Genomic DNA, 22,379 nt, shown 5'->3' with positions numbered 1-22,379 from the left:
ATCCGTCCAGGTCCACAGGGACACTAATGGCCGCTTCGGCCTCCGGACCAAGGAAAGTTGCCGACATTAACTCGATACGATGATCGTGCTCGCGCGATGTTTGTCCGAGTATCAGCGAGATCCAGCCGCGATCGGCGGCGCGTCCCTGCGAGTGGCCGGTTCGGCTCCAGCGGTGTGGGGCCGACGAGTCAGGGCGGCAGGGGCGCCGGCGTCGACGGGCTGCGGCGCGGCGCCCCGCAACTTCCGGGCGAACCGCCGCGGACGGACCCGCTCAGCCAGCGGTGGAGCGACCCGCCCACGGACTCGAAAGGGGCTTGTCCGACGAGCAGCTACGAAGTGCGGCTGCGGGCAGGCGGGGAGGGTGTTCGGCATCCGGCCGCAACGGCCGGGACGCGGGTCCCGACGCGCGCAACCACGCGCGCAAGGACCCGCAAGGGGGCGCGGGACCAGGCCTGTTGCACCAAGCCGAAGAGGACGGTGCTCGGCCGTCCTTCAGCGCCCTGGAAGCCCCAGCGGTCGGGGCTACGGGCTCTGATAGGTTCCATTGTTCGATCCGCCGGCGATGATTTGAATCCGCCAGTGGTACTGGGGGAGGGGGCTCCGTGGGCCGAGTGCCGTCATGGCTGCGCAAGCCGTTGTTCATAGGGCTGCCGCTCGTGCTGCTCGTCACCGGGGTGGTGTTCTTCTCGGGCGGTGGCGGCCGGTCGGACGAGCGTGGCCATATGGCGGCGAACCGGGCGCAGTTGAAGCGTGCCTGTGCGGGGCTGCTGCCGTACGAGGAGCTGCGGGGCCTCGTGCCCGACGACGTCGCGGGCGAGGTGAGTCAGTACGGCACCGTGCTCGATCCCGGTGAGGACAGCCATTCCCTGGTGAACTGCTCCGTCACCTGGCCGGGGCACGGATCGGTGCGGGTGCGGGCCGTCGCGCTCATATCCGGGATGCCGGTGACATTGCGGGCCAAGGACATCCTGCCCGGCGTCGACAACGACGGGTACGAGGCGCCCGGACTCACCGGCCGGGTGGACGAGCGCGGGCGGACATGGGTCGTCGCCGAGTGCCCCGGCGGGCTGGCGGGGCGGGCCCGCGAGGTGTCGGGGATGTACGTCGCGGCCGATGTCGATCTGCCCGTTCCCGGCAAGGGGAAGCCGGCCGGGTATCTCTACGGCTTCCGTACCGCGGTCCAGGTCGCCAACGGGATCACCGCCGCGCAGAAGTGCGGCGGCTCCCCGCTGGAGCCGCCCACGCGGGTCCTCGACACGCACGAGGCCCATGTCACCCAGGACGCGGACGGCGGCAACATGGAGGTCGTGGGGGTCGACGAGCCGGGTCTGGGCGTGAAGAAGTGCCGCGGGGTCGGCAGGCGAGCGGGTTTCCCGGGCAAGTGGACCGCCGGCGGTGATCTGCAGGACTCACGGCTGGTGAGCGTCTGCACTGCCACCGTCCTGAACCGCGAGGACCCGATGGAAACGGATCCGACACCACCCGACGGTGCGGTCGTCGAGGTCTCGGCGGCGAGCTGGTCCGGGCCGCTCAGGGACCCGGTCGACGCCCAGTACGAACGCTCCGGTGACAGCTTCGGCTTCCGCGACGGGGAACGGACGAGGGACATCCCGGACTCGGGGTCGCGCGAACTCGCCCTGTGGGCAGGGTCGGAATGTGCCGCGGGCAGCACGTACCACCGGGTCACCGTCCGCATGGAGACAAACGACCTCAGTGCGTACACGCTCACTGAGGCTGAGCGGACCAAGTACTCCAAGGACGCCCGCAAGCTGATGGACAGCTATCTCGCCGACCCCGACGGCTGGCCCCGGCAGCAGGGGTGTCATGAATCCAGGATCCTGGGAGAGGTGGAGAGATGGCGGTGAGACGGAACGTCCTGCGGGCGGTCGTGGCCCTGGTCGTAGCGGCCGTCGTCGTCGCCGGGTATCTCCAGGTGCACGGCGACTTCCAGCGCTGGAGCGACGAGTCGGCGCTCGACGGAGCCTGCGACGGCCTGCTCGACCGGAACGTGGTGCGCGGCGTCCTCGGAGCGGGAGCCGTCGAGGTCGAGAACGAAAGACGTGGCACGGCCCTGGTGGGGTGTGAGGTGCACGTCTACGGTGGCGGCGCCGTCGAGATCAGCATCCTCGACACCTCACAGGCCGGACAGTACCCGGACTCCCTCTTCACGGGCTCTCAGGCAGTCTTCGCCGTGCCGGTCGGCCACGGGTGGTCAGGGCTCTTCGGAGCCGGACGGGAAGACGTCGCAAGGGCGGATCTCTTCAGTGCCACCGAGTACGAGGACGTGACCACGAGTCTGGCCCTGAAGTGCACCGGGACACGCAGTCCCAAGAGCTTGTACGTATCCGTCACGACAACCGGCGACGCGTCACTGGACGACCCGGCCGAAAGACCGGGGTTCACCAGGATCGCCACCTCCACCGCGTCCAGGGTCTCGAAGGCCCGGCACTGCGGAGCCGAGCTCGGGAAGCCCGTCAGCAGCCTCGGACTTCCGGTGATCCGGGACGAGTACGAACCGCTCGGCACTGCGCAGGGAACCTGCTCCGGGATTCCCGCCGCACACGGCATGGCGATCGCCACCGAGACGGCCCGCGGGGGCGCCCCGCACGAGACGTGCCGACTCGCTGACGCCGACCGCAGGCCCCGCTACGTGCTGGAAGCGGACTTCGGCCCCTATGCGCAACAGCAGTTGGTTCTCGCCGCGGAGGACTCGTACGAGGACACACCGAACGCCGACACCCCCGCGCACCAGCGCGACCCCGGCGGCCGGATGAGCTGGACATCGGCCAAGTGCCCCGACGGCCAGGCCCTGTTCACTCTGCAGCCGTCGGCCGAGAGGGGCGAGCGCCGCAAGTACCCCGGAAGCGACGCGGACCTTGCCTACGAACGTGCGGCACTGCGGGCCTTCGCCGAGCGCTCGGCGAAGGGCCACGGATGTTCCGCCCCGGCCACTCCGTGACATCGCGAGCAGCCGTCCACCGGACTCAGAGCCCGGTGACCCTGGCGCTCGCCGACACCTCGTAGACCAGGGTGACCGTGCGGCGGCCGCCGGGCGGGAGCGGGACGTCCCAGCGGGCGATGCCCTCGGCGTCGACCGCGTCGGGCGCCGGGGAGCACGAACCCTTCCGCAGCCGGATCTCCACCGCCGAGACCTCGGAGACCGGGACCCGCTCCCGAAGGACGACCATCCGCTCGTCGTGCTCCCCGGGGGCGGAGAACCGGGACAGGTGCAGCCGGACCTTGCGGGTGACCACGGTCCGCTGGGTGATCCCGGTGGAGTCGCGGGACTCCTCGGCACGCCGGACCACCCGGTAGTCGTCGCAGCTGCCGAAGGCCAGCTCGGCGGGTGCGCCGGGGGCGGTGAAGTCCAGCGTGCCGCGGCCGACGAAGCCGCTGCCGCGCACCAGGTCCACGGGCCCGGCGAGCAGCGCGTGGCCGGACAGGTTGTCGAACCGCACCACCTGGGTGACCAGTGGGGACAACTCCGGTGAGCAGGCGTACTCGCTGCGCGCGGCCGCGGTGAAGGCGGAGAGCGGCACCCGGTGGGCGCGGCCGTCACCGGGCACCGAGACCGGCGCGGGGGATCTCAGCACCCGCGCCTCGCCGCCGTCGTCCACTCCCGGCAGACCGAGCACCGGGGCCGGGCCGAGGACCCCGATCTCCTCCTCGCGCAGCTCGACGTCGATCGTGCGGCGCTCCGCCGCGGAGCGGTCCTTGAGGGTCAGCCGGTCCTCGTCCAGCCGTGGCGGATCGGTGGCCAGCGCCGACCGGGCCGTCGACAGTGTCAGCCGTACGTCCGACCAGTCCTCGCCGGTGCGCTGCCAGACCATCGCGTCGGTCTCCAGCGTCAGGGAGTCCCCGTCGAGCACGGCCCGGTAGGCGGGCCGCCACAGCGCACACGGGGTGAGGTGGCTCAGCCGCAGCCCGGCCGGCCCGGCGGCCACGGCCTCCACGGTCAGCTCGACATGGCCGACCAGTTCGGCCGGCTCCTCCTCGGCGAGCCGCATGGCCCGCTCGGCTGCCCCGAGTTCGCTGTTGAGGGCGGCCAACCGGGCGTCTGCGGAGCGGAGTTGCTCGCCGTGCTCGTCGCGTTCGGTGTCCACCCGGTCCAGTTCCCGGGCCCAGCGGGCCGCTTCGGTCTCCCCGGAGCCGGCGCCCTCGCCGATTTCCCGCAGCAGATCGGCGGTGAGGCGGCCGAGCAGGCCGAGCCGGGTCTTCAGCCGGTCTCGCCGCTGCTCCAGGGCCTGCCGCTCCTCTTCGAGGGCGTGTACGCGATGGCGCAGGGCGGAGTCGTCCTCCGTGGGCGGCAACGGCGCGCGCGGCGTCCAGCTGCGGACGATCCGTACGTCGAGGACGGTCGCGGGGTGGTCGGCGGTCAGCTCGGCATGCAGGGTCCGGTCGACCGCCAGCGCGCTGACCGGCCCGAGACGCAGCCGCTGGATCCCGGCCTCCAGATCGAGCACGACGGCGCGCTCGACGTGGGCGCGGTCCTCGAGACAGGTGACGGCGGTGACGGGGAGGGCGATCGGCTTCGGGGCCGTGGACATGTGGTGTGTCAGCTCCTGCGGTTGCCGCCGACCAGGGCCTTGCCGGTCGGGATGCGGATCTCGTAACCGCCGTCGAGGGCGGCGGTGGCGCCTGCGGGCAGGTCGAGCCACCAGACGCGGGTTCCCGGCGAGTGCCGGTCGGGCCCCGTGTCTTCCTCGGGTGCCGTCCAGTCGGCCCGTTCCTCGATCCGGACGTCCGGCTCGGAGGAGACCGGCACCCGTTCGTGGACCTCCACCGTGACGGGCCTCGCGAGCCCATTGGACAGTTCCACGTGGACGCGGTGGTCGAGCACGGTGGTGTTGTTGCGCAGGCCCGCGGTGGACTCGTGCACGTTGGTACGGCGGGTGACCCGGATGCCCTCGGCCGGCCCGAGCCCCACCCGGCGGACCCCGCCGGGGGCGAGCGTGGGCAGTGCGGCGGTCAGCAGGTAGTCGTCGTCGACGGTGATCTCCACCGGGCCGGCCAGCAGAGCCTGGTCGGTGGAGTTGGAGAGCACCAGCGTCGCGTACACGGTCTGCTCCACGGAGGGCGCACAGAGGTACTCGGTACGCAGACCGACCGGGATCTCGCCGACGGTGACGGTGTGCCAGGTGCCGTCCGACGGGATGTCGGCGCGGGTGGCGGCATCGAAGCGGTGGTCGAAGGAGCCCGCCGACTCGCGGGGACGTACTGCCTGACGGGGCAGCGGCAGCGCGGCGACCGCCTCGGCGCGGCGGCGGTACTCGGCCGCCACCGGGTCGAAGGGGGAGCCGGGAAACAGCCGGCCCCTGCGACCGCCCGTCTCCTCGGGGCCGCACAGGACGAGGCCGGCATAGTCGAGTTCGGCGCCGCTCGGCTGAGGCGGACCGGCTGCCGGTGCCGGTTGGGGCGGCGGCACGGCGCCGCCGGGTGCCGCGGGCGCCATGGTGGCGCCTGGGGCACCCGCGTAGGGCCCGCCACGGAAGGCGGCCGTGGGGGGAGCGCCGTACCCGCCGCTCGGCGGCGGGAACGCGGCCGGCGGAGCGCCGTAGCTCAGCGGGGCCTGGGCCGGGGTCGGTGCGGGCGGCGGGGGAGGCGGAGGTGGCAGAGCCGGCTCCGCCGCGGCCGCTGCGGGGGCGTAGCCGCCCACCGACGCCGCTGGTGCCGGGGCCGGGCCGGGACCTGCCGCGTCGTAGCCGGAGAACAGGTCGACGAGCCCGGCCGGGGGCTCGCGCCAGCCGGAGGGAGCGGGGGCGGCCTGGCTGCGTCCGATCCGCATCGAGCGGAGCCTCGGCAGGTCGGTGCGGCGCCGGAGATCAGCGGTGGCCAGGGCGATGCGGACACCGGTCCAGTCCTCGCCGGTCCGCTGGGCGACCGAGGCGCGCAGCATCAGCCTGCCGCTGCCGTCGCCCTGACGGTGACCGAGGCGGTAGGCCGGCACCCAGACGGCGCCCGGCACTCCGTACTCCAGCTCCACCGCCACCTCCGCGTCACCCGCGTCGCTGTCGGTGCCGGCGAGGGTGAGCACCGCGCAGACCGTGGTCTCCACGTGCGCCGACGGCGCGTCGGTGGAGGCCCGCGCGAGCCTGTCGGCGGCGCCGTCGAGCTCGTGCTCGACGGCGCGCAGCGCCTCCTCCAGCTCGACGAGCCGTTTGTGCAGCCCCGCCAGCCGCTCGTCCACGAAGCCGGCGAGCTCCAGCCAGGATTCGACCGGGGTGCGGCGGTGCGGATCGTCCCGCCTGCGGGGCGGCGGGACCGGGTGGAGAGCCCTGACCTCCTCGATCAGGCTCAGCTGCCGGTCCCGGCGTCCTTGCGCGGCAGCGTGCTCGTCGCTGAGCCGCTCGACCTCGCGCCGCAACTCGTCGGGGGCGCGCGAGCCGACCGGCTCGGCCTCGACCTCCACTCGGGCCTCGGTGACGCGCACACCGGGGGAGCCGAGGACACCGGCCCGCAGCGAGCCCGGGTCCAGCGAGCGGGGCAGCCCCGTCACCCGCACCCGGCCGTCGGGCGACACGCTGCCCCGGGCCAGGCGTCGGCAGATCGCGCCCTGCGCGTACACCACGACCGAATCGAGGGTCGAGCCCCACCGTTGTGCCGACTCATCCGTCATGTGCTCCGCCCCCAGCCGTGTCCATGCCGAACGCAGCTTACGCCGGGCCGGTCCGCGCGCCCGCGTCGAATCCGGCGGAAGGCATGGGTCAGTTCCCTTCGAAGACGGTCCGGGTGCTCGTGACGACGGCGCATCTGCCTGCCGCCCAGCGCAGGGCCATCGCGTGGTCCTCGGCGGAGAAGTCGGCCACCGTGTCGGCCACCACGAAGGCCCGGATGTTCTGCATCCGGGCCTTCGTACGCGGTCATGAGGACGCCGATGTGGGCGTGGACGCCGGTGATGACGACCTGGTCGCGGCCCTGTTCACGCAGGCGTTTCAGTAGGTCGTGCGGACGAAGCCGATGTACTTCCACTTGGTGAGCACCGTGTCGCCCTCGTCGGGTGCGACGGCCTCGGCGATCGCGGCGGAGTGCGGGTCGGCCGGCAGACCCGGACCTCAGAAGACCTGTTGCAGTCCGCGCTGTTCCGGGCTCCGGCCACCGGGCTGCGCGGTGTGGAGCACCGGGATGCCGAGTCGCGTCGCCGACTTCTTCAACTCCGCCACGTGCGAAAGCCCGGAAGCGGGCCACCCATCGATGCGCGCACTGCCGCGAGACTCCCAGCTCGTTGGCCCCATGCGCCACAGGACGCAGGTCCTGCACGACACGGCGTACCAGAAGGCATCTGCCGTGAAAGGTCAGCCGGGCATTGGCGTGGGCCATCAAGACCTCCGGTTGTGGTGAAGACAGGCATCTCCACTACGCCCGGAGGTCTCTTCTTGATCAACTACCGACGCGAGTCCCCAACCTCATGGCCGAGTACACCTAGGCGCTCTCGCCGCCCACCGACACCACGACGGCGGTCGTACGTCCCCCGGGCGCGTCATAAGTGACGGTCTCGCCGGCGCGACGGCCGAGCAGCGCGCTGCCGAGCGGGCTGTCCGAGGTGACCAGCGTCGGGTCCTGTGCGTCGGGGAACTCGCTGATCCGCATGGTCATCTCCGTGCCGTCAGCGAACCGCACCTTCACAGTGCTGCCCACGCCGACCGGTTCGGTCGAGGGCGGCCCCGCGACGTCCGCCTCGCGGAGCCGGCCGTCGATCTCCGCGATACGGGTGTCCAGACGGTCGAGATGCATGCCGCGCTGCAATTCGTCGGCCTCGTCCGCCCGGTCGCCCACCTGCTCCCCGCCGCGCAGCGTGGCGGCGACGGTGGCGCGCTCGGTGCGCAGGTCGGCGAGCTCCTGTTCCAGAGCCCTGCGGCCGGCAGCGCTCATGGGTTCGGGTCCACCGTTCATTCCTGCTCCCGTCGCACGGGCGGCACGGTCCAGCACCGCAGGTCATCAGTGATATTCGTAACATATCAGGCATATCTCCATGCTGCGGTGGTGAGTCCCACGCCGTGGAGGTGAGCCGGGAGCCGCCCGCCACTCACCCGATACGGCGGTGTCCCCCTCGAAGCGAGGAACGGATACCGGACTGCCCTTAGACTCCGCGAATGGCGAAGTACTTCGACGTGCACCCCGAGAATCCTCAGCGGCGCACCATCAGCAGCGTTGCCGACAGCATCCGGTCCGGTGCGCTCGTCGCGTACCCGACAGACTCCTGCTACGCACTGGGATGCCAACTGGGCAGCCGAGACGGGATCGGCAGGATCCGCTCGATCCGGAACCTCGACGACCGTCACCACTTCACGCTCGTCTGCCGGAACTTCGCCCAGCTGGGTCAGTTCGTGCAGGTCGACAACGATGTGTTCCGTGCGATCAAGGCGGCGACGCCCGGCAGTTACACCTTCATCCTCCCCGCCACGAAAGAGGTGCCGCGCCAGCTGCTGCACCCGAAGAAGAAGACGGTCGGCGTACGGATCCCCGACCATGTCGTCACTCAGGCGCTGCTCGCCGAACTCGGGGAACCGCTCCTGTCCAGCACCCTGCTCCTGCCCGACGAGGACGAGCCGTTGACACAGGGCTGGGAGATCAAGGAACGCCTCGATCACGTGGTGGACGCCGTCGTCGACTCGGGCGACTGCGGCACCGAGCCGACCACCGTCATCGACTTCTCCGGCGGCGAACCCGAGATCGTCCGCCGGGGCGCCGGTGACGTCACACGGTTCGAATAGCCGCCCCGGCCGGACACCGCGCCGCCCGCCCGGACGCCTCGTCGAAGCGCTTCAGCACCAGGCGTGCCACGTCGGGGTGCGCGCCGAGCGGGGCCGATACGAGGCAGCCGCCGGCTTCCTGCGCGCGGCGGGCGAAATGACCCGGGGCCATCAGATGGCGGGCCACCGCCACCCGGCGGTGACCCGCGGCCCGCAGGGCCCGTACCGCCTCGGCCGGTGACGGCGCGTTCGCGCAGAGGTAGGCGGCGACCACCGGGCGCCCGAGCCACTCCCGGAGCAGACCGGCCATCGTCTCGGTGTCCGCACGGGCCACCGGATCGGTGGACCCGGCGGCCGCCAGCACGACGGCGTCGGGCCCGGACGGTCCGTGGCCGCCCGCGCTCCGGCCCGCCTGCGAGAGTCGGCAGGCCTCCGCGAGCCGGTCGGCCAGGGCGGCGGCCAGCAACGGGTCCGGGCCGAGCGGCGCCGCCTGCCGGATGCCGGGGTGGGGCGCGGCGGCCCGGACGGCGGGCAGGTCCACCGTCACGTGGTAGCCGGTGTTCAGCAGCAGCGGGACCAGCACCACCGGACCACGACGGGCGGCGAGCACCTGGGCCGGCGTCGGCAGCGCGAGGTCCAGGAAGGACAGCTCGGCCGTCAGACCGGACCGCTGGGCACGCACCAGGTCGAGCAACGCCCGGTAGGCGGCGATGCCCGCCCGGTCACGGGTGCCGTGCGCCACGGCCAGCAGGGTCGGCGCCGCGGTCTCGTCCCTCATGCCGTCGCCAGGCTGTAGCCGCGTTTGGGGACCGTACGCACCAGCCGGGCATGTCCGTCCAGCGCCCCTCTCAGCCGGGCGACCGCCGCCTCCACCGCGTGCTCGTCGGCCTGGCCGGTGCCCCAGACGCGGCGCAGCAGTTCGGCCCGGCTGAGCACCCGCCCCGGCTGCTCGGCCAGCGCCCGCAGCACGGCCGCGAGCAGCGGCGGAAGCCGCACCGGCGGGTCGTCGTCGATCAGTACGGCATTGCCCTGGAGCACCAAGGTGCTGGGGCCGGCGCGTACTTCACGCCGGGCGTGCGCCGACAGTGCGGCCTCGACGGTCCGCACCATGGCACCGAGCCGCCCCCTCTCGGGGAAAAGCACGTCGACTTCGGCCTCCTCCAGCCGCCTGCCGCAGACCGGCCCCACACAGACCGGCAGCACGTCCTCCCGCAGTGCGGTCAACACCTCGTCGCCGAGCCGGAGTCCGGCCGCCGCAGCGAGGAAGGCGTCGATCGCGGGCGCGCTGGTGAAGGTGAGCGCGTGCAGTTCGCGACGGACCGTCTGCTCGACCAGCCGGCGCAGCGGCGACGGATCGGCCGGCGGGCCCCAGCGATAGACCGGGATCGGGATCACCTGGGCGCCCCGCTCGCGCAGCGCGGCGGAGAAGGCGTCCAGCGGCACTCCGTGCTCCTGCACGGCGATCCGTCTGCCGGGCAGTTCGCGCGCCAGCAGCCAGGTCAGCAGCGCGTCGGTGGTCTCGGTCACGGGGGAGTAGGTCTCGCTCAGGCCCCCGGCACGCACCGCACCGGTCGCCTTCGGACCGCGGGTGAGCACCACGGCCTCCCGGCACACCTCGGCCAGCCGCGCGCCGTACCCCCAGCCGTCGGCCGCGCTCAGCCAGCCGCGCCAGCCGACCCCGGTGGTCGCCACCACATAGTCGAGCGGCCCGGTCAGGCAGCGCGCGGTGGCCCGGCGCAGCGCCGCGTCGTCCTCCAGCGGGAGGATCCGCAGCGCGGGCGCCTCGACCACCGTGGCCCCGCGCCGGCGCAGCAGCGCGACGAGCTCCTCCCGCCGGCGCGCGGCGGTGACGCCGATGGTGAAGCCGACGAGCGGGCCCGCGGGCTGGGTGCTGTTCATGTTCTGAAGGTTCCGGCGGCGCTGTTTCGGTCACGTTGCACCCTCATCACGTCGTCGTAAGCGGGAGGCCTCCGAACGTTACGCGAGATTTCCGCCACATCACCCCGGGCCCGGCGGCCGGTGAAGGAGCCGTACCCCGGACGCAACAGGGCCGACCCGGTCGCGAAACAGCGGCCGCCGACGCTCGGGGCATGACGACGACCGACACCCACTGCCCGTACTGCTCGTTGCAGTGCGGCATGCGCCTGCGGGCGGCGCAGGACGGCGGCGAGGCGCAGGTACTGGAGCGCCCCGACTTCCCCGTCAACCGCGGCGCGCTCTGCGGAAAGGGCCGGTCGGCCACCGCGGTGCTCGGCGCCGGGGTCCGGCTGACCACGCCGCTGGTACGCGACGGGCGGGGCGGCGAGCTGCGCGAGGCCTCCTGGGGAGAGGCCCTCGACCGGGTGGCATCCGGACTGGCGGCGGCGGGCCTGCGCCACGGGCGGGACGCGGTCGGGGTCTTCGGCGGCGGCGGACTCACCAACGAGAAGGCCTACCTGCTCGGCAAGTTCGCCCGGGTGGTGCTCCGTACCCCGAACATCGACTACAACGGCCGGTTCTGCATGTCCTCGGCGGCCGCCGCGCACCGGATCGCCTTCGGGCTGGACCGCGGACTGCCCTTCCCGCTGGCCGACGTCGCCACGACGGGCTGCGTGATCCTGGTCGGCGCGAACCCGGCCGACACCATGCCACCCGCCCTGCGCCACTTCAGCGAACTGCGCGCCAACGGCGGCACCCTGATCGTGGTGGATCCGCGGCGCACCCGTACCGCCGAACAGGCCGACCTGCATCTGCAACCCGTCCCCGGCACCGATCTGGCGCTCGCGCTCGGCCTGCTGCATCTGGCGGTCGCCGACCGCAGGGTGGACGAGGCCTTCGTCGCCGAGCGCACCACCGGCTTCCAGGCGGCCCGCGCCGCGGCGATGGCGCACTGGCCGGAGCGGGTGGAAGCCATCACCGGCGTACCGGTGCACCAACTCCGCGAGGCCCTGCGGCTCTTCGCCGACGCCGCCACCGGCATGGTGCTCACCGCGCGCGGCCCCGAGCAGCACAGCAAGGGGACGGACACCGTCGGCGCCTGGATCAACCTCTGCCTGGCGCTCGGCAAGGCCGGCCGGCCCGGCTCCGGCTACGGCTGCCTCACCGGGCAGGGCAACGGACAGGGCGGGCGGGAGCACGGCCAGAAGGCCGACCAACTGCCCGGCTACCGCTCGATCGAGGACCCCGCAGCCCGCGCGCACATCGCGGACGTCTGGGGAGTGGACCCCGACGACCTGCCTGGCGTGGGCCGCTCGGCCTATGAACTGCTGGACGGCCTGGGCACGGCCGGCGGCGCGCGGGCACTGCTGGTGATGGGCTCCAACCCGGTGGTCTCCGCGCCGAACGCCGCCCACGTCACCGAGCGGCTCCGAGCCCTGGACTTCCTCGCGGTCAGCGACCTGGTGCTCTCCGAGACCGCGCACCTCGCCGATGTGGTGCTGCCCGCGGCGCAGTGGGCGGAGGAGACCGGCACGACCACCAACCTGGAGGGCCGGGTGATCCTGCGCCGCGCGGCACTGACCCCGCCGCCGGGCGTCCGCACCGACCTGCACGTACTGCGCGAACTGGCCGCCCGGCTCGGCGTGGCGGACGGCTTCCCCGAGCAGGCCGAGGACGCCTTCGAGGAGCTCCGCCGCGCCTCGGCCGGCGGTCCGGCCGACTACGCCGGGATCAGCTACCCGCGGATCCGGGCCGAGAACGGGGTCTTCTGGCCCTGCCCCGACACGGAGCACCCCGGCACGCCCCGGCTGTTCCTGGACCGCTTCGCCACCCCGGACGGACGGGCCCGCTTCGCACCCGTCACCCACCGCCCGGCCGCCGAGGAACCCGACCGGGAGTACCCGCTCCACCTCACGACCGGGCGGGTCCTCTCCCAGTACCAGAGCGGCGCCCAGACCCGCCGGGTGCCCGAGCTGAACCGGGCCGCGCCCGGCCCGTTCGTGGAGCTCCACCCGCAGCTGGCGGCGCGGCTCGGCGTGTCCGAGGGGGAACCGCTCAGGGTCACCAGCCGGCGCGGCCGTGCGGTCGCCCCCGCCCGGGTGACCGCGGAGATCCGGCCCGACACCGTCTTCATGCCGTTCCACTGGGCGGGCGCGGGGCGGGCCAACACCCTCACCAACCCGGTCCTGGACCCGGTCTCCAAGATGCCCGAGTTCAAGGTCTGCGCCGTGCGGGTGGAGCGGATCCGATGAGCCGCCGGATCGCGGTGGCCGGCGCCGGGATGGCGGCCGCCAGGTTCGCGCAGCAGTACCGGGCGCACGGCGGCGACGCGGAAGTGGTGCTGTACGGGGCCGAGCCGCGCGGCCCGTACAACCGGGTGCTGCTGGCCGATGTGCTGACCGGGCGTCACGACCCGGAGGCGATAGCGCTGCCCCACGGTGCCGGAACGATCGTGCGCAGCGGCTGCGAAGTGGTCGGCCTGGATCCGGCGGAACGCCGGCTGAGGCTGTCCGGGGGCGAATCGGCCGGCTACGACGAACTGGTCCTGGCCACCGGCGCCAACCCCGTACTGCCGCCCCTGCGCGGCCTGCACGAACCGGACGGGCACAAGGACGGGCAGAGGTACGGGCACAAGGGCCGGCTGAAGGAAGGAGTGCACGCCTTCCGTACCCTGGCCGACTGCGCCCGCCTCGCCGAGGAAGCCGCCGGAGCCGAACGCGCCGTGGTGATCGGCGGCGGGGTGCTCGGGGTGAGCGCCGCCCGCGCACTGGCCGCGCTCGGCCTTCCGGTGGAGATCGTCCACCAGGCCCCGTACCTGATCGAACGCCACCTCGACGAGCGGGCCGGGAACGCTCTGCGCGGCCACCTCGCCGCGCTCGGCGTGGAGACCTACCCGGACAACCGGGCCCGTGCCCTGCGCGGAGGAGCGCGCGTCACCGGGGTCGAACTGGCCGGCGGCCACCTGCTGGAAGCGGACCTGGTGGTGCTCGCCTGCGGGGTCCGCCCGCGCACCGGCCTGGCTGACGCGGCCGGGATCACGGTGCGCAAGGGCGTGGTGGTGGACGACCGGCTGGCGGCCTCCGAGTCCGGGGTGTACGCGATCGGCGACTGCGCCGAGCACCGGGGCACCGTCCACGGACTGGCCGGCCCCGCCTGGGAGCAGGCCGATCTGCTCGCGGCCCGGCTGGCGGGCGTGGGCGAGGACGTCCGATACACCGGCTCGCGCCCGATGACCCGGCTCACCGCGGGGGCCCTGGAGTACGCGGCCTTCGGTGAGGTGGGCGAGGACGTCCCCGGCACCGATGTGCTTCGCCTGTCCGACCCCACCCGTGGCTCGTACAAGAAGCTCGTGCTCCGCGACGACCGGCTCGTCGGCGGCATCCTGCTCGGCGATCTGGCCGCGGCCGGCGATCTGGCCCGTGCCTACGAGCGCGACGATCCGCTGCCCCAGGACCCCCTCGACCTGCTCACCACCACCCGATGACCCTCCGCAACGCCACCCGAGGAGACCGTCCGTGATCGAGAAATCCCTGGTCCTGGTCGGCCACGGCATGGTCGGACAGCGCTTCCTGGAAGCCCTGTTCGAGCAGCCGACGACCGCCGAGCAGACACACCGCTGGCGGGTCACCGTGCTCGCCGAGGAACCCCGCCCCGCCTATGACCGCGTGCATCTGACCAGCTGGTTCTCCGGTACATCGGCGGAGGAACTGAGCCTGTGCCCGCCCGGGTTCACCGAGCTGCACGGCATCGATCTGCGCCTGGCCGACCCGGCCACCGCCATCGACCGGGAAGCCCGCACCGTCACCACCCGAAGCGGCGACGTACTGCGCTACGACGCCCTGGTGCTGGCCACCGGCTCCTATCCGTTCGTGCCGCCGGTGCCCGGCCACGACGCCACCGGCTGCCATGTCTACCGGACCATCGAGGACCTGGAGGCGATCACCGCGAGCGCCGGGCACGCCACGGTAGGCGCGGTGGTCGGCGGCGGGCTCCTCGGCCTGGAGGCGGCCGGGGCGTTGCGGGCCATGGGCCTGGAGACCCACGTGGTGGAGTTCGCACCCCGGCTGATGGCCCTCCAGGTGGACGACGGAGGCGGCGCGGTGCTCCGGCGCAAGATCGAGGACCTCGGCGTCCATGTCCACACCGGGGCAGGCACGCAGCGGATCGACACCGACGAGCACGGCCGGGCCCGCACCATGGCGCTCTCCGACGGCACCGACCTCGCCGTCGACCTGGTGGTCTTCTCGGCCGGTGTGCGCCCGCGCGACCAGCTGGCCCGCGACTGCGGGCTGACGGTGGGCGAACGCGGCGGCATCGTGGTGGACGAGCACTGCCGCACTGCCGACCCGCACATCCGGGCGATCGGTGAGTGCGCGCTCGCCGCCGACGGCCGGGTCTACGGACTGGTCGCCCCCGGCTACGCGATGGCCGAAACGGTGGCCCGTGAACTCACCGGCATCGACGCCGAGTTCACCGGGGCCGACACCTCCACCAAGCTCAAGCTGCTCGGTGTGGACGTGGCCAGTTTCGGCGACGCGCTGGGCACCACCGAAGGCGCTCTGGAAGTGCTCTATGCCAACAGCAGGGCCGGAATCTACAAGAAGCTGGTGGTCGGCCCGGACGGCCGGCTGCTCGGCGGAGTGCTGGTCGGCGACGCCGACTCGTACGCCACGCTCCGCCCGCTCGCCGCAAGCCGCTCCCTGCTGCCGGCCCCGGCGGAACAGCTGCTGCTGCCGGCCGCCCCGGACGGCCGGGGGAGCGGCCCGTTGGTGCTGCCGGACGAGGCGGTGGTCTGCTCCTGCCACAACGTCAGCAAGGGGGCCGTCCGGGCGGCCGTGTCGGAACAGGGCATGCGTACCGTCCCCGAGGTCAAGAAGTGCACCAAGGCTGGTACTGGATGCGGCAGTTGCGTGAAACTGCTGGGCTCCATCGTGGCCGAGGAACTGGCGGCGGGCGGGCACGAGGTGGCCCGGGGCCTGTGCGAGCACTTCACCCACACCCGCGCGGAGCTCTACGAGATCGTCCGCGTCAAGGGCATCACCGGCTTCTCCCGGCTCATCGACGAACACGGCAACGGCGAGGGCTGCGACATCTGCAAACCGACCGTCGCCTCGATCCTGGCCGCCCTCGGCAACGGCCACGTCCTGGACGGCGAACAGGCCGCCCTCCAGGACACCAACGACCACTTCCTGGCCAACCTCCAGCGCAACGGCTCCTACTCCGTGGTGCCCCGGATCCCCGGCGGCGAGATCACCGCCGAAGGGCTCATCACCATCGGCGAGATCGCCCGCGACCACGGCCTCTACACCAAGATCACCGGCGGCCAGCGGATCGACCTGCTCGGCGCCACCGTCGACCAGCTGCCGGGGATCTGGCGTCGCCTGGTGGACGCCGGATTCGAGTCCGGCCACGCCTACGGAAAGGCCCTGCGCACGGTCAAGTCCTGTGTCGGGCAAGCCTGGTGCCGCTACGGCGTACAGGACTCGGTGGCCCTGGCGATCGAACTGGAACTGCGCTACCGGGGCCTGCGGGCACCGCACAAGCTCAAGTCCGCGGTGTCCGGCTGCGCCCGGGAGTGCGCGGAGGCGCAGAGCAAGGACTTCGGGGTGATCGCCACGTCGCAGGGGTGGAACCTCTACGTCGGCGGCAACGGCGGAACGACCCCGCGCCACGCCGATCTGCTGGCAGCCGGCCTGGACCACGACACCCTGATCCGCACCATCGACCGGTTCCTGATGTTCTACATCCGCACCGCCGACCGCCTGGAGCGCACCGCCCCCTGGCTGGAACGCCTGGAGGGCGGCCTCGACCACCTGCGCGCCGTCGTCCTGGACGACTCGCTCGGCATCTGCGCGGACCTCGACGAACTGATGGCACGGCACGTCGAGACGTACGAGGACGAGTGGGCGGCGACCCTCGCCGACCCAGAGCGGGTACGCCGCTTCGTCTCCTTCGCCAACGCCCCGGGAACACCCGACCCCACCGTGCGCTTCGTCCACGAACGCGACGGGATCCGGCCGGCCCGCCCCGACGAGGACGGGTTGCCCCTCACTCCGGCCCTGATCGCCGGCCCGGCCCTGGAGGTACGCACACGATGAACGCGACCACGCCCGACGCGAGCACCATCCCCGACGCGAACACCGAACCCGTGGTGGAGATCGACGAGGGGCGGACCTGGACCCCGGTATGCCGGTACCGGGACCTGGACCCGGGACGCGGGATCGCGGTGCTGGTGGGCCCGCGGGGCGACCAGGTCGCACTCTTCCGCGAGCGCGGCGGCACGGTGCACGCACTGGCCAACCGCGACCCGTTCAGCGGCGCCCACGTCATTTCCCGGGGGCTGCTCGGCAGCCGGCTCGGGGTGCCGGTGGTGATCTCGCCGATGCTCAAGCACGCCTTCGAGCTGCGCACCGGACGCTCTCTGGACGAGGCGCACACCCCCGACGGCACCCCCGCCGACCTGCGCGTCTGGCCCGTGCGCGTGGTCGCGCCCACCCTTGCGGAGGTGAGCCGATGAGCACCACCACCGCAGCCGTCACCACCGGCCGCACCGGCTCCCGGCGGATCGAGGACTGGGATCCCGAGGACAACGAATTCTGGACCCTGGCAGGCGCCCGGATCGCCCGGCGCAACCTGGCCTACTCGGTCCTGAGCGAACACATCGGCTTCTCGGTCTGGAGCCTGTGGTCGGTGCTGGTGCTCTTTCTCGGCCCGGATTACCACATCGACGCGGCCGGGAAGTTCACCCTCACCGCCCTGCCCACCGCACTCGGCTCGGTGCTGCGGATTCCGTACACCGTCGCCGTGGCACGGTTCGGCGGCCGCAACTGGACAGTGTTCAGCGCGCTGTTGCTGCTCGTGCCGACCGTCCTGGCCGGGATCGTGCTCAAACCCGGGGTCTCGTACGGCACGCTGCTCGCGGTGGCCGCCGTGGCCGGGGTCGGCGGCGGCAACTTCGCCTCCTCGATGGCCAACATCAACGCCTTCTACCCGCAGCGGCTCAAGGGCTGGGCGCTGGGGGTGAACGCCGGCGGCGGCAATCTCGGCGTGCCGGCCGTACAGCTGCTCGGCCTCCTGGTGCTGGCCACCGCGGGCGCCGGTCACCCGCGGCTGCTGATCCTCGTCTACCTGCCGCTGATCGTGCTGGCGGCGCTCGGCGCGGCGCTGAGGATGGACAACCTCGCCACCGCACGCGGTGAGCGCGGCGCCATGCGCGAGGCGCTGGGAAACACGCACGGCCGGGTGATGTCGCTGCTCTACATCGGTACCTTCGGCTCGTTCATCGGCTTCGGCTTCGCCTTCGGACAGGTCCTCCAGGTCCAATTCCACCAGCAGTTCGACACCCCGGCGAAGGCGGCGGCCCTCACCTTCCTCGGGCCGCTGCTCGGCTCGCTCTCCCGCCCGCTGGGCGGTCTCCTGGCGGACCGCTACGGCGGCGCCCGGGTCACCTTCTGGACCTTCGCCGCCATGGCACTGGGCGCGGGCACGGTGCTGGAGGCGTCACGGCAGCACTCCCTGGCACTGTTCCTCGGAGGGTTCGTCGCGCTCTTCGTCCTCAGCGGGGCGGGTAACGGCTCGACGTACAAGATGATCCCGGCGATCTTCCGGGCCACGGCGGGGGCGGAGATCGCGCAGGGCGTCCCGCAGGCCGAGGCCGAGCGACGCTCACGACGTCGGACCACGGCCCTGATCGGAGTGGCGGGGGCCATCGGTGCCTTCGGCGGGGTGCTGGTCAACCTGGCCTTCCGGCAGTCCTTCCTGGAGACGGGGAACGGGCAGGCGGCATATGTGGCGTTCCTCGGGTACTACGGTCTGTGCCTGGTGGTGACCTGGGCCTGCTGTCTGCGCCGGTCCGAGGGCCGGCTGCCCGGCGTGTGACCCCGGCCGCGCCGCCTCGGCGACGCGACCGAGGGGCCCTTGGCGCATACGGGGTGCGCCGCGCGATTGGAGGACGCCACGATCGTCCTCGGTGTCATTCTGCTGCTCATCGGCCTGCTGGCCGGAATCTCGATCCTGCGGACCATCGGGATCGTGCTCGTCGTGATCGGCGTCGTCCTGTGGATTCTGGGCGCCGTCGGACACGCGGTGGGCGGCCGGCGCCACTACTGGTATCGCTGCCGCGCCGACCGTCCGGGGCACTGGTCACAGCCCCGGCGCTGTCGGCTCCCTACGGACCGGGCGCGTGCTCAGGCCCGGAACGCCGCGGCGAACACGGCCGCCATCCGTGCCCAGGACGGCCGCTGAGCCAGCAGGGTGAGACGACGGCCCGTCAGAGCCGCGCTGCGCGCGGTGACGAACCACGGCGGCTTCGGGAACAGCGCGAGCTCGCCGCCCGCGACCGACCTCGGGAAGGGCCGGAACGGCCCCCGGACGACGGTGCGTTCCGGTGCGTCGATCAGCAGGGCGTTGTGCACGACGCCGATCCCGCTCCCGGCCTCCGTGACGGTGTGGCCGGGGAAGGCGCCCCACGGCGCCGTCGCTGTGAGGAAGCCGAGCGCCGTCCAGGCGTTGACGGCGACCGTCCCGTACCGCAGTTCCGCCACCGCACGGTCGAACGACCGGCCCAGGCGCTTCATGGTGGCCGGATCGATCACGATGTTCGCCCCGAGCGTGCCGAACAGGTCCCGGTTGGCCCGCTCGACGGCCCGGTCCAGGAATTCGGAACCCAGTCCGGGCAGCGTGAGGACACCGAGTACGGGCGCGAAGTACTCGGTCGTCTCCACGTCCGCCGGGCTCCGGTCGCCGCCGATCTCGACCAGCAGACGCGATCCCTCCGCCCCCTGCCACTCGGCCCCCGGATGGCTGCGCGCCGCGTCGGCCATCCGGTCCGTGCTGCCCGGATACCAGGCGGGCCGGTCCGGGGCAGTCCGCAGGGCGTCCCGGAGATGCCCGAGGAAGGCCTCGCGCTGAGGCCAGTCGCCGCTGACCACGACCACTTGCGAGGCGATGCAGTTGTGGCCGCTGTTGTGCAGCCGCTGGGTCGCGACGTGTTCGGCCTGGTAGCGGAGATCGGCAGCGCTCCACGTGCCCGGGACCACGATCACCGGGGAGACACCGCCGAGTTCGCTCGTCATGGGCTTGTCGAGCAGCGGGGTGCCGGCGGCCTTGTGGGCCCGGCCCTCCTCGCCCGGTCCGAAGGCGACGACGTCATGGGTGGCGAGAGCGCCGGTGATGTGGACGTGCGCGACGTCCGGATGGTGTGCGAGGTAGCCGCCGACGTCGCCCCCGCCGGTGACGATGCGCAGGACGCCGTGGTCGACGAGCGGTGCGAGCGCGCGCCGGAAGACCGGTTCGAGCTCGCCCAGCACCGGATTGAGCTTCAGCACGACGACCCGGTTGTGCGCGACCAGTTCGTACAGCACGTCGAGCGGTGCGATGGAGGTGATGTTGCCGGCGCCGAGGACGAGACCGATGCCCGAAGTGCGCTCCGGATGCAGCGCGCCGAGGCCCGCCCGGCGCCGCACGGTGTCCGCGTGGACCCGGGGCGGCATCCACACCTCCGCGCTGAAACCGTTCATGAGCAGCCGGTCCCGCACGGTGAGCGGCAGGACCGGCACGCTCACCCGGCCGCCCGGTGCCCGCCCGAACTTCGCACCGTCGAGCGGGCCGTGACCCGACGCGATGGTCCGGAGCGTGCGGGTGAGCGCGTCCAGGGAGTTCAGCAGCGCGTACGGACCGGAGAGCCACTCCTCACCGACGAGCGGCGAGTCGTCCGGCAGCAGCTTGATCCGGCTCGCCACCCGGACCCAGTTCTCGGCCTCGGCGCAGACCGCCGCATGGACCCGGCTCAGCAGGGCACCCCGCTCGGCCAGGGATGTCGCCCCCCAACGCCGTTCACCCTCCGCGAGTTCGGCCAGCATCGTGTCGAGGCCGGGTGCGTCCCCGGCCGTCGTCCCCGTGCTGCCTTCGGGTGCTGCGGCAGTCATGGTGCTCTCCCTCGGTCGCGACCGCACGGACAGGAGCCGTGCTGCGGAGTTGGTCCGTGGCACAAGGTTCTCCGGACCACACCAAGATGACGGAGATCCGAACGCCCCGCTATGGGCGGGCACCGCAAGATCCACCGAACTGCACTGTGTCGCCGCACAATTCAACCGTGGGCGGGTCGGGTACGGTGGCGGCATGCGTGACACCACGGGCTGCGGCCCCGTCTTCGCCGGGATCCTCGCTTCCATCGGTGAACTCACCGACGTGACCGTCCAGAAGATCGCCGCGGACGAGTCCTGCTACACCGGGAGTCCGCTCCCGCCCGCCCTCCTCCGCGACCTCGTCCACGACAACATCGAGGCCCTCCTGCACAAGGAGACCGGCGGTCCCGATGTCTGCGAGGAGACGGCCCGGCGGGCCGGGCGGATCAAGGCCGAGTACGGCGTCCCGCTCCCGGCGCTGCTGCACGCCTTCCGGCTCGGCGGCATGGAGATCTGGGAGCGGGCGATCGCCCGCGCCACGACCGGTGAGCAGGCCGACGCGCTGCTGCGCCGCTCCACACACTTCTGGGCCGTCCTGGACCGCTGCTCCACGGCCGCGACCGAGGCATACCGCGAGGTCGCCGACGACCGGGAACGGCAGGAGCAGGTGGCGCGACGGGTCACACTGCTCCGTGTCTTCGAGGGGTCCGACGACGTCCGGTTCGGCAGCGCCGCGGGCGTCCAACGAGCCCTGGGCCTGCCGGAACGGGCCTCGTTCCACGTCGTGGCCGGCGAGCTCGGGCGCAACGGCGAGGACCCGCTCCCCAAAGTCGCCGCCCGGCTGGCCGACGTCGATGTGACGTCCGTGTGGACCACCGAACTCGGCGAGCGGCTGGGCCTGGTCGCCCCGGCCGGCGAGGCCGGGACCGCCGCGGTGCTCAGGACCGTACGGCAGGCGGCCACCGCCCGGGTGGGCGTGAGCCGCCCGTTCACCACGCTCGCCGCGGCGCCGGAAGCGGTGCGCCAGGCACGGATCGCCCTGGAGTGCGTGGCCCCGGCGGGGACCGGCGTCCACTGCTACGGCAGCGCCCCGATCGACGCCCTCGTCGCGGCCCACGCCGAGTCCGCGGCCGAGCTCGGCGAGAACGTGCTCGGGCCGCTGCTCTCCGGCGACGGCGGCGATGTGGCCCTGCTCGACACCCTGGACGCGTGGTTCGCCGCGGACGGCTCGACCGCCGAGGCGGCACGCCGGCTCCACTGCCACCGCAACACGGTGCTGTACCGGATCGCCCGCATCACGGAGCTGACGGGCCGCGCTCCGACCCGCCCGGTCGACGCCGCCGAGCTCTATGTCGCCCTGCGGGCGCGGCGCCTGACCGGCGACACCCGGTAGCTCTCCGCGATGCACGGCCCGGCTACAGGCGCGGACCGCGCCCGGCGAACCGCCCCGACGGGCCGCCCGGAGCCCGTACCGAAGATGCTCACCAGCGGATTCCGTACGGTTCTGCCCAGTCGGCCGGCAGTGGCCGTACTGCTCGTCCCCCTCGCCGCGGCGGCCCAGGCGGTGGGGGTAGGAGCCACCGCGTTCCTCGGCGGAATCATGCTGGTCGCGGTGTTGCTGACACTCGCGGCCAGGGTGCCCCAACCGCTCAGGTACAGCGGCGTGAACGTACCGGGACGGGCCGGGGCGGGCCGGACGGCCCTGCGGCACCGGCGTACGTGAACGGCCGCGGCATCGGCGTCCGGGAATGACTTCGCGGCATCGGCGTACGGCAACGGCCGCGGCGGAACGGGTCCACCGCGGCCGTGCCGGTCGTCACCGACATCGATCAGACCTGGATCGGCCTGAATCAGCCCTGGAGTTCGC

16 protein-coding genes and 3 pseudogenes are annotated in these 22,379 nt (G+C 72.8%); 11 read left to right on the top strand and 8 right to left on the bottom strand.

The window, feature by feature from the left end:
• The first annotated feature begins 602 nt into the window (after nucleotides 1–602).
• Nucleotides 603–1,865, top strand: a complete 1,263-nt coding sequence (locus ACIRJP_RS16245; protein ID WP_404173638.1) for a hypothetical protein — start codon at nucleotides 603–605, stop codon at nucleotides 1,863–1,865.
• Nucleotides 1,862–2,959 (top strand): hypothetical protein, encoded by a 1,098-nt coding sequence (locus ACIRJP_RS16240; RefSeq protein ID WP_404173635.1) that lies wholly within the window; start codon nucleotides 1,862–1,864, stop codon nucleotides 2,957–2,959. The genes ACIRJP_RS16245 and ACIRJP_RS16240 overlap by 4 nt, the downstream gene beginning before the upstream one ends.
• A 25-nt stretch (nucleotides 2,960–2,984) precedes the next feature.
• Here ACIRJP_RS16240 and ACIRJP_RS16235 read toward each other — a convergent pair whose 3' ends face one another.
• The 5 genes and pseudogenes from ACIRJP_RS16235 to ACIRJP_RS16215 form a co-directional block, all read right to left on the bottom strand.
• On the bottom strand, nucleotides 2,985–4,547 hold the full coding sequence (locus ACIRJP_RS16235) for a mucoidy inhibitor MuiA family protein (protein WP_404173632.1): 1,563 nt from the start codon (nucleotides 4,545–4,547) through the stop codon (nucleotides 2,985–2,987).
• Between the two features lie 8 nt (nucleotides 4,548–4,555).
• Nucleotides 4,556–6,616 carry a DUF4139 domain-containing protein gene (locus tag ACIRJP_RS16230; protein ID WP_404173629.1) on the bottom strand — a complete coding sequence of 687 codons (2,061 nt, stop codon included), beginning with the start codon at nucleotides 6,614–6,616 and terminating at the stop codon, nucleotides 4,556–4,558.
• Nucleotides 6,617–6,704: 88 nt separating this feature from the next.
• Nucleotides 6,705–7,169 (bottom strand): annotated as a pseudogene (locus tag ACIRJP_RS16225) (isochorismatase family protein); the annotation flags it as partial.
• Nucleotides 7,168–7,317 (bottom strand): annotated as a pseudogene (locus ACIRJP_RS16220) (leucine zipper domain-containing protein); the annotation flags it as partial. The pseudogenes ACIRJP_RS16220 and ACIRJP_RS16225, both read right to left, overlap by 2 nt.
• Before the next feature lie 102 nt (nucleotides 7,318–7,419).
• Entirely contained in the window at nucleotides 7,420–7,890 is a 471-nt protein-coding gene (locus ACIRJP_RS16215) for a GreA/GreB family elongation factor (RefSeq protein WP_404173626.1), read from the bottom strand.
• 200 nt (nucleotides 7,891–8,090) lie between these two features.
• Between ACIRJP_RS16215 and ACIRJP_RS16210 the strand changes: the two genes are divergently transcribed.
• A complete protein-coding gene (locus tag ACIRJP_RS16210; RefSeq protein ID WP_266735141.1) occupies nucleotides 8,091–8,711 on the top strand; it encodes an L-threonylcarbamoyladenylate synthase in 621 nt (206 codons plus the stop codon).
• Here ACIRJP_RS16210 and ACIRJP_RS16205 read toward each other — a convergent pair.
• Nucleotides 8,695–9,468, bottom strand: a complete 774-nt coding sequence (locus ACIRJP_RS16205) for a sirohydrochlorin chelatase (protein WP_404173622.1) — start codon at nucleotides 9,466–9,468, stop codon at nucleotides 8,695–8,697. The genes ACIRJP_RS16210 and ACIRJP_RS16205 overlap by 17 nt on opposite strands.
• Nucleotides 9,465–10,589, bottom strand: coding sequence for a uroporphyrinogen-III synthase (locus ACIRJP_RS16200; protein ID WP_404173619.1), 1,125 nt, complete (start codon nucleotides 10,587–10,589; stop codon nucleotides 9,465–9,467). The genes ACIRJP_RS16205 and ACIRJP_RS16200 overlap by 4 nt, the downstream gene beginning before the upstream one ends.
• Nucleotides 10,590–10,780: 191 nt before the next feature.
• On the opposite strand from ACIRJP_RS16200, the gene ACIRJP_RS16195 reads away from it, so the two are divergent.
• From ACIRJP_RS16195 to ACIRJP_RS16170, 6 genes and pseudogenes are all read left to right on the top strand, one after another.
• Nucleotides 10,781–12,859: a molybdopterin oxidoreductase family protein gene (locus ACIRJP_RS16195; protein ID WP_404173617.1), complete on the top strand. Its 2,079-nt coding sequence runs from the start codon at nucleotides 10,781–10,783 to the stop codon at nucleotides 12,857–12,859.
• Nucleotides 12,856–14,091, top strand: coding sequence for an NAD(P)/FAD-dependent oxidoreductase (locus ACIRJP_RS16190; protein ID WP_404173614.1), 1,236 nt, complete (start codon nucleotides 12,856–12,858; stop codon nucleotides 14,089–14,091). The genes ACIRJP_RS16195 and ACIRJP_RS16190 overlap by 4 nt, the downstream gene beginning before the upstream one ends.
• 31 nt (nucleotides 14,092–14,122) lie before the next feature.
• Complete coding sequence (gene nirB / locus ACIRJP_RS16185) at nucleotides 14,123–16,705, top strand: nitrite reductase large subunit NirB (RefSeq protein WP_404173611.1); 2,583 nt, start codon at nucleotides 14,123–14,125, stop codon at nucleotides 16,703–16,705.
• The gene (locus tag ACIRJP_RS16180) at nucleotides 16,702–17,124 is read left to right on the top strand and encodes a nitrite reductase (NAD(P)H) small subunit (protein ID WP_404173608.1); all 423 of its coding nucleotides are present in this window, start codon (nucleotides 16,702–16,704) and stop codon (nucleotides 17,122–17,124) included. The genes nirB and ACIRJP_RS16180 overlap by 4 nt, the downstream gene beginning before the upstream one ends.
• Nucleotides 17,121–18,485, top strand: coding sequence for a nitrate/nitrite transporter (locus tag ACIRJP_RS16175; protein ID WP_404173605.1), 1,365 nt, complete (start codon nucleotides 17,121–17,123; stop codon nucleotides 18,483–18,485). Before ACIRJP_RS16180 ends, ACIRJP_RS16175 begins: the two co-directional genes overlap by 4 nt.
• 81 nt (nucleotides 18,486–18,566) lie before the next feature.
• Nucleotides 18,567–18,716: pseudogene (locus tag ACIRJP_RS16170) on the top strand (DUF6131 family protein); the annotation flags it as partial.
• 77 nt (nucleotides 18,717–18,793) lie between these two features.
• On the opposite strand, the gene ACIRJP_RS16165 reads toward ACIRJP_RS16170, so the two are convergent.
• Nucleotides 18,794–20,533 (bottom strand): aldehyde dehydrogenase family protein, encoded by a 1,740-nt coding sequence (locus ACIRJP_RS16165; RefSeq protein ID WP_404173602.1) that lies wholly within the window; start codon nucleotides 20,531–20,533, stop codon nucleotides 18,794–18,796.
• A gap of 193 nt (nucleotides 20,534–20,726) precedes the next feature.
• On the opposite strand from ACIRJP_RS16165, the gene ACIRJP_RS16160 reads away from it, so the two are divergent.
• Complete coding sequence (locus tag ACIRJP_RS16160; RefSeq protein ID WP_404173599.1) at nucleotides 20,727–21,905, top strand: PucR family transcriptional regulator; 1,179 nt, start codon at nucleotides 20,727–20,729, stop codon at nucleotides 21,903–21,905.
• A gap of 84 nt (nucleotides 21,906–21,989) precedes the next feature.
• Complete coding sequence (locus ACIRJP_RS16155; protein ID WP_404173596.1) at nucleotides 21,990–22,235, top strand: hypothetical protein; 246 nt, start codon at nucleotides 21,990–21,992, stop codon at nucleotides 22,233–22,235.
• Nucleotides 22,236–22,379: the final 144 nt, after the last annotated feature.

Source organism: Streptomyces sp. NPDC102437 (assembly GCF_044765565.1).
Classification (GTDB): Bacteria; Actinomycetota; Actinomycetes; order Streptomycetales; family Streptomycetaceae; genus Streptomyces.
Note: the sequence above shows the minus strand (reverse complement) of the source record. Positions and strands in the feature narration are given on the sequence as shown.

Excerpts from the sequence above, each read along its gene's own strand:
- ACIRJP_RS16160 (WP_404173599.1), top strand. The coding sequence starts at position 20,727 with ATGCGTGACACCACGGGCTGCGGCCCCGTCTTCGCCGGGATCCTCGCT.
- ACIRJP_RS16190 (WP_404173614.1), top strand. The coding sequence starts at position 12,856 with ATGAGCCGCCGGATCGCGGTGGCCGGCGCCGGGATGGCGGCCGCCAGG.
- ACIRJP_RS16165 (WP_404173602.1), bottom strand. The coding sequence starts at position 20,533 with ATGACTGCCGCAGCACCCGAAGGCAGCACGGGGACGACGGCCGGGGAC.
- ACIRJP_RS16215 (WP_404173626.1), bottom strand. The coding sequence starts at position 7,890 with ATGAACGGTGGACCCGAACCCATGAGCGCTGCCGGCCGCAGGGCTCTG.
- ACIRJP_RS16235 (WP_404173632.1), bottom strand. The coding sequence starts at position 4,547 with ATGTCCACGGCCCCGAAGCCGATCGCCCTCCCCGTCACCGCCGTCACC.
- ACIRJP_RS16155 (WP_404173596.1), top strand. The coding sequence starts at position 21,990 with ATGCTCACCAGCGGATTCCGTACGGTTCTGCCCAGTCGGCCGGCAGTG.
- ACIRJP_RS16230 (WP_404173629.1), bottom strand. The coding sequence starts at position 6,616 with ATGACGGATGAGTCGGCACAACGGTGGGGCTCGACCCTCGATTCGGTC.
- ACIRJP_RS16175 (WP_404173605.1), top strand. The coding sequence starts at position 17,121 with ATGAGCACCACCACCGCAGCCGTCACCACCGGCCGCACCGGCTCCCGG.
- ACIRJP_RS16210 (WP_266735141.1), top strand. The coding sequence starts at position 8,091 with ATGGCGAAGTACTTCGACGTGCACCCCGAGAATCCTCAGCGGCGCACC.
- ACIRJP_RS16205 (WP_404173622.1), bottom strand. The coding sequence starts at position 9,468 with ATGAGGGACGAGACCGCGGCGCCGACCCTGCTGGCCGTGGCGCACGGC.
- ACIRJP_RS16200 (WP_404173619.1), bottom strand. The coding sequence starts at position 10,589 with ATGAACAGCACCCAGCCCGCGGGCCCGCTCGTCGGCTTCACCATCGGC.
- ACIRJP_RS16180 (WP_404173608.1), top strand. The coding sequence starts at position 16,702 with ATGAACGCGACCACGCCCGACGCGAGCACCATCCCCGACGCGAACACC.
- ACIRJP_RS16195 (WP_404173617.1), top strand. The coding sequence starts at position 10,781 with ATGACGACGACCGACACCCACTGCCCGTACTGCTCGTTGCAGTGCGGC.